This window comes from Paracoccus sp. (in: a-proteobacteria) (genome assembly GCF_032007265.1).
Taxonomy (GTDB): Bacteria; Pseudomonadota; Alphaproteobacteria; order Rhodobacterales; family Rhodobacteraceae; genus Paracoccus.
In genome coordinates, this window is sequence record NZ_DALZMB010000168.1 from 1 (window position 1) to 5,680 (window position 5,680).

General features: G+C 61.7%; 3 protein-coding genes. 1 reads left to right on the plus strand and 2 read right to left on the minus strand.

Annotation, left to right across the window (positions count from 1 at the left end; genetic code table 11):
* Positions 1-249: 249 nt before the first annotated feature.
* Both RTS12_RS19915 and RTS12_RS19920 read right to left on the minus strand, forming a co-directional pair.
* The gene (locus RTS12_RS19915; RefSeq protein WP_312531765.1) at positions 250-3,690 is read right to left on the minus strand and encodes a pyruvate carboxylase; all 3,441 of its coding nucleotides are present in this window, start codon (positions 3,688-3,690) and stop codon (positions 250-252) included.
* A 92-nt stretch (positions 3,691-3,782) separates the two neighbouring features.
* Positions 3,783-4,241, minus strand: coding sequence for a nucleoside deaminase (locus tag RTS12_RS19920; protein ID WP_312531763.1), 459 nt, complete (start codon positions 4,239-4,241; stop codon positions 3,783-3,785).
* A gap of 109 nt (positions 4,242-4,350) precedes the next feature.
* Between RTS12_RS19920 and RTS12_RS19925 the strand changes: the two genes are divergently transcribed.
* Positions 4,351-5,680 (plus strand): pseudouridine synthase (locus RTS12_RS19925; protein WP_409455723.1); only part of this gene is annotated, 1,330 nt, incomplete at its 3' end.

Below are 5,680 nucleotides of genomic sequence, written 5' to 3' on the forward strand. Positions count from 1 at the left end.
TGGCAAGGTTATGCTCTACCCCTGAGCTACGCCCGCACTCCGTACCAGCAAGTATTCCCTGCCGATGGGGGGTGATTTATGCGAGCTCGGCTTGGACTACAAGGGTAAAAATGCGGGCTTGCGAGAAAACTCGATCAGGGGCGGTGTGGGCAGTGGAATGGTACTGCTGCGCGGGAGCAAAGCGGCGGCCCGAGCAGTCGCGCCAATGCGTCAAGATAAAGGGGCGCAAGTCTGCGCCCCTTTGGTTGGTTATTCGATTTCGATCATCAGATCCTTGGCGTCGATCTGGTTGCCCGGGCTGACATGGACCGCTTTGACGATGCCTTCGCGGTCGGCGTGGATGCCGGTTTCCATTTTCATGGCCTCGATGGTCAACAGCAGGTCGCCGGTTTTGACCTTTTGTCCGACCGAAGCGGCGACGCTGGCGATCACCCCCGGCATTGGTGCCCCCAGGTGAGAGGGGTTGGCGGGGTCTGCTTTGGGGCGCGCTTTGGTCTGGGCTTTGATCAGGCGGTTGGGCACGCGGATAACGCGCGGTTGGCCGTTCAGCTCGAAAAAGACTTTCACATCGCCATTTTCGTCGGTTTCACCGATGGTCTGGAACAGAATTTCCAGATTTTTACCCGCATCGATTTCCGCCGTAATCGCCTGACCCGGTTCCATCCCATAGAAAAAGGTTTGGGTCGGCAGCGCGCGCACCGGGCCATACATGCGATGGCGCCCCATATAGTCGAGAAAGACCTTGGGATACATGAGATAGCCGTTCAGGTCCTCATCATCGATGGTCTTGCCTTCGAGTTCGGCAGACAGGGTGTCGCGAACGGCCTCGAGGTCGATGGGAGGCATTGAGGCTCCCGGGCGCGTGGTCAGGGCTGTCTCGCCTTTCAGCACCTTCTTTTGCAGGGCCGGCGGCCAGCCGCCCGGAGGTTGGCCCAGATTGCCCTTCATCATGTCGACGACCGAATCAGGGAAGGAGACCTCGTTGGCGGGATCTTCGACTTCAGCGCGGGTCAGGCCCTGCGCCACCATCATCAGCGCCATATCCCCCACGACCTTGGAGGAGGGGGTGACTTTGACGATGTCACCAAACATCTGGTTCACATCGGCATAGGTCTGGGCGACCTCGCTCCAGCGTTCCTCAAGGCCCATCGAACGCGCCTGTGCCTTGAGGTTGGTGAACTGGCCGCCCGGCATTTCGTGAAGGTAAACCTCAGAGGCCGGGGCCTGATTGCCCGATTCGAAGGCGGCATATTGTTCGCGCACCGCCTCCCAATAGTTCGAGATCGCGCGGATGGCGCTGATGTCCAGGCCGGTGTCGCGATCGGTATTGCGCAGCGCCTCGACGATCGAGCCAAGCGCTGGCTGTGAGGTGCCCCCCGAGAAAGCATCCATTGCCGCATCAACCGCATCAACGCCCGCCTCGGCGGCCGCCAGGATCGAGGCGCCAGCTATGCCGCTTGTGTCATGGGTGTGGAAGTGGATCGGCAGGCCGACCTCTTCTTTCAGGGCTTTGACCAAAGCACGCGCGGCACCCGGCTTGAGCAGGCCCGCCATATCTTTTAGGCCAAGCACATGGGCGCCCGCATCGCGCAATTGCCGACCCATATCGACATAGTATTTCAGGTCATATTTGGCGCGGTCCGGGTCCAGAATGTCGCCGGTATAGCAGACCGTGCCTTCGCAGATCTTGCCGGTCTCGATCACGGCATCCATGGCGACGCGCATGTTTTCGACCCAGTTCAGGCTGTCAAAGACGCGGAACACATCGATGCCGGTCTTGGCGGCCTGATCGACAAAGGATTGCACGACGTTATCGGGATAGTTGGTGTAACCCACCCCGTTTGACGCACGCAGCAGCATTTGGGTCATCAGATTGGGCATACGCTTGCGCAGGTCGCGCAGGCGTTGCCACGGGCATTCCTGCAAGAAGCGATAGGCCACGTCAAAGGTCGCGCCGCCCCAGCATTCGACCGAGAAAAGATCGGGCAGATTGGCCGCATAGCTGGGCGCAACCTTGATCATGTCCAGCGAGCGCATCCGCGTGGCCAGCAACGACTGGTGTCCGTCGCGCATGGTCGTATCGGTGATCAGCAGGCGCTTTTGCGCCAGCATCCAATCGGCCACCGCTTTGGCGCCCTCAGCCTCAAGCAGCTGGCGCGTGCCGGGGGCGGGGGTGGCATTGGGGGGCGGGGCAACGGCCTTGCGGGCGTCGGCAGGCGGGCGCGGGCGGCCTGCGGTTTCCGGATGACCGTTGACGGTGATGTCTGCGATGTAAATCAGCAGTTTGGTCGCACGGTCACGGCGCTTGCGGAAGTGGAACAGATCCTCGGTCGTGTCGATGAACTTGGTCGTATAGGTGTCATCCAGAAAGGTCGGATGTTTGAGCAAGTTGATGACAAAATCGATATTGGTGGCCACGCCGCGCACACGAAATTCGCGCAGCGCCCGGTCCATCCGCGCGATCGCCTTTTCAGGCGTCTGGGCATGGGCGGTGACTTTTACCAGCAGCGAATCGTAATAGCGGGTGATGACGCCGCCCGAATAGGCGGTGCCTCCGTCCAGTCGGATGCCATTGCCGGTGGCCGAGCGATAGGCCGTGATGCGGCCATAATCGGGAATGAAATTGTTCAGCGGATCTTCGGTCGTCACGCGGCACTGAAGCGCATGGCCTTGCAGGTGGATCTCTGACTGGCTGGGAATACCGGTGGCCTGCGCCAGGGTTGCGCCTTCGGCGATCAGGATCTGGGATTGAACGATATCGATCCCCGTTACCTCTTCGGTCACGGTATGCTCGACCTGAACGCGTGGGTTCACTTCGATGAAATAGAACTTCTGGCTGTCCATATCCATCAAGAACTCGACCGTGCCCGCGTTCTGATAGCCGACGGCCCGACCGATTTTCAGGCCCAGCTCGCAGACCTCGGCGCGTTGGGCTTCGCTTAGATAGGGGGCAGGGGCGCGCTCGACCACCTTTTGGTTGCGGCGCTGCACGGTGCAGTCACGCTCGTAAAGGTGATAAAGGCCACCATGGCTGTCGCCCAGCAGCTGCACCTCGACGTGGCGCGCACGCAGGATCATCTTTTCCAGATAGCCCTCGCCATTGCCAAAGGCCGCTTCGGCCTCGCGGCGGCCTTCGCGAACCTTTTCGACCAGCTCGGATTCGGCATTGATCGGACGCATCCCGCGACCGCCGCCGCCCCAGCTGGCCTTGAGCATCAAAGGATAGCCGACTTCGGCGGCCTGACGCTTGATGGCGTCGAAATCATCGCCAAGCACATCGGTTGCCGGAATGACCGGAACCCCTGCTGCGATCGCGACCTGACGCGCCGAGGCCTTGTCGCCAAGCGCGCGCATCGTATCAGCCGAGGGGCCGATGAAGGTGATCCCGGCTGCGGTGCAGGCATCAACGAAATCCGGATTTTCCGATAAAAGCCCATAGCCCGGATGGATGGCATCTGCGCCCGACAGCTTGGCCACGCGGATGATCTCGGGGATCGACAGATAGGCTGCGACCGGACCCAGCCCCTCGCCGATGCGATAGGCCTCATCGGCTTTGAAGCGGTGCAGGCCCAGCTTGTCCTCTTCGGCATAGACGGCGACGGTTTTTTTACCAAGCTCGTTTGCCGCCCGCATCACGCGAATGGCAATCTCTCCACGGTTGGCGATAAGGATTTTCCTGAACACGCACATTCCCCCAAGGCTGAATCCGGGCATCTTTGATGATGCTGCGTTGCAGCGCAAGCAGTGCTAAGGGTGGATAGGTAAAAAGTAGAACGCCCGTTTCAGCGCCGACCGCCAAAGAAGCCTTGCAGCAGGGCTTTGGATTGTTCGGCTAAAAACCCCTCATAGACCTCGGGGCGATGATGGCATTGGGGATGATCGAATACCCGCGCGCCATGGGCGACCCCACCCATGCGCGCGTCCTGGGCGCCATAGTAAAGCGTGGCGATGCGCGCGGCGGAAATTGCTGCGGCACACATCGGGCATGGCTCTAGCGTTACCCAAAGCGTGGCGCCGGGCAGGCGCTCGGATCCGACCAGCGCGCAGGCCTGACGGATGGCAAGGATCTCGGCATGGGCGGTGGGATCGCATAGCTCGCGCGTGCGATTGCCTGCGCGCGCCAGTTCGCGCCCATCGGCGCCCAGCAGGACCGCCCCCACCGGCACTTCGCCGCGCTGTGCGGCGGCTTGGGCTTGGGCCAGGGCCAGGGGCATGTGGCTATGGAAAGGCGGCTGGATCATAGCTGCTATTCACTCTGGATTTGCCTTTGGCGCAAGAACTGCTTTGCACTTTGCGGCGTTGGGTATAGAGCGGCGTCTTTGCCACCGCAGCGATGCGCAGGAGATCGATATGACCGAAGAAAATTCGACCCCCGAATCCGAGGGTACTGTCCCAGCACAGCCCAATAAAATCACAGAAAATTCTGATAGTGCAGGCGCCGTGGTCCCCGAGGCTGCCCCTGCGGCCGAAGCCGAGCGGATCGCCAAGGTTATGGCGCGTGCAGGCGTCGCATCGCGGCGTGAAGCCGAGCGTATGATCATCGAAGGCCGCGTCACCGTGAACGGCCAGAAGATCAAAAGCCCTGCATTGGACGTTTTGGCCACTGACAAGATCAAGATCGACGGCGTCGAGATGGAAGCGCCGCAAGAAACCCGTCTGTGGATGTATTACAAGCCCGCCGGGCTGGTGACCTCTGCATCCGATGAGAAAGGCCGCCAGACGGTTTTTGACGCTCTGCCGCGTGATTTGCCGCGCGTCATGACGGTCGGCCGGCTTGACCTTAACTCTGAAGGTCTGTTGCTGCTGACCAATGACGGCGAGCTGAAGCGCCGCCTGGAGCTGCCGACGACGGGCTGGCTGCGCCGCTACCGCGTGCGTGTGAACGGCCAACCCAGCGACCTGACCTTTGATCCGCTGCGCCGTGGTCCGACCATCGATGGCGAGGACTTCAAGCCGATGGAGATCCGTCTGGATAGCCAGCAAGGCGCCAACGCCTGGCTGACCGTGGGCATCCGCGAAGGCAAAAACCGAGAGATCCGCCGCGCGATGGCCCATGTCGGGCTGATCGTGAACCGCCTGATCCGTATCGGCTATGGCCCGTTCAAACTGACCGGCATGGAAGTGAACGAGGTTCGCGAAGTCAAACGTCGCGCGCTGCGTGATCAGCTGGGCGGCATTCTGACCGGAGATGTCGAAGAAAAGCCGCGTGAGTTCCGCGACCGCGGCGCCGAAAGCCGCCGCTCGGACGACAGCCGTGACACCCGTGGCGGTTTTGCCCGCCGCGAAGACGGTGACCGCAAGCCGTTCGCCCGCCGCGAGGATGGTGATCGCAAGCCGTTCGCCCGTCGCGAGGATGGTGATCGCAAGCCGTTTGCCCGTCGCGAGGATGGTGATCGTAAGCCGTTTGCACGTCGCGAAGACGGTGATCGCAAGCCCTACGCCCCGCGTCAGGACGGTGATCGCAAGCCTTGGGCCAAGCGCGAAGATGGTGACCGCAAACCTTACGCCCCGCGTCAGGACGGCGACCGCAAGCCTTGGGCCAACCGCGAAGACGGAGACCGCAAACCCTACGCTCCGCGTCAGGACGGTGATCGCAAGCCTTGGGCCAAGCGCGAAGATGGGGACCGCAAGCCCTACGCCCCGCGTCAGGACGGTGATCGCAAGCCTTGGGCCAAGCGCG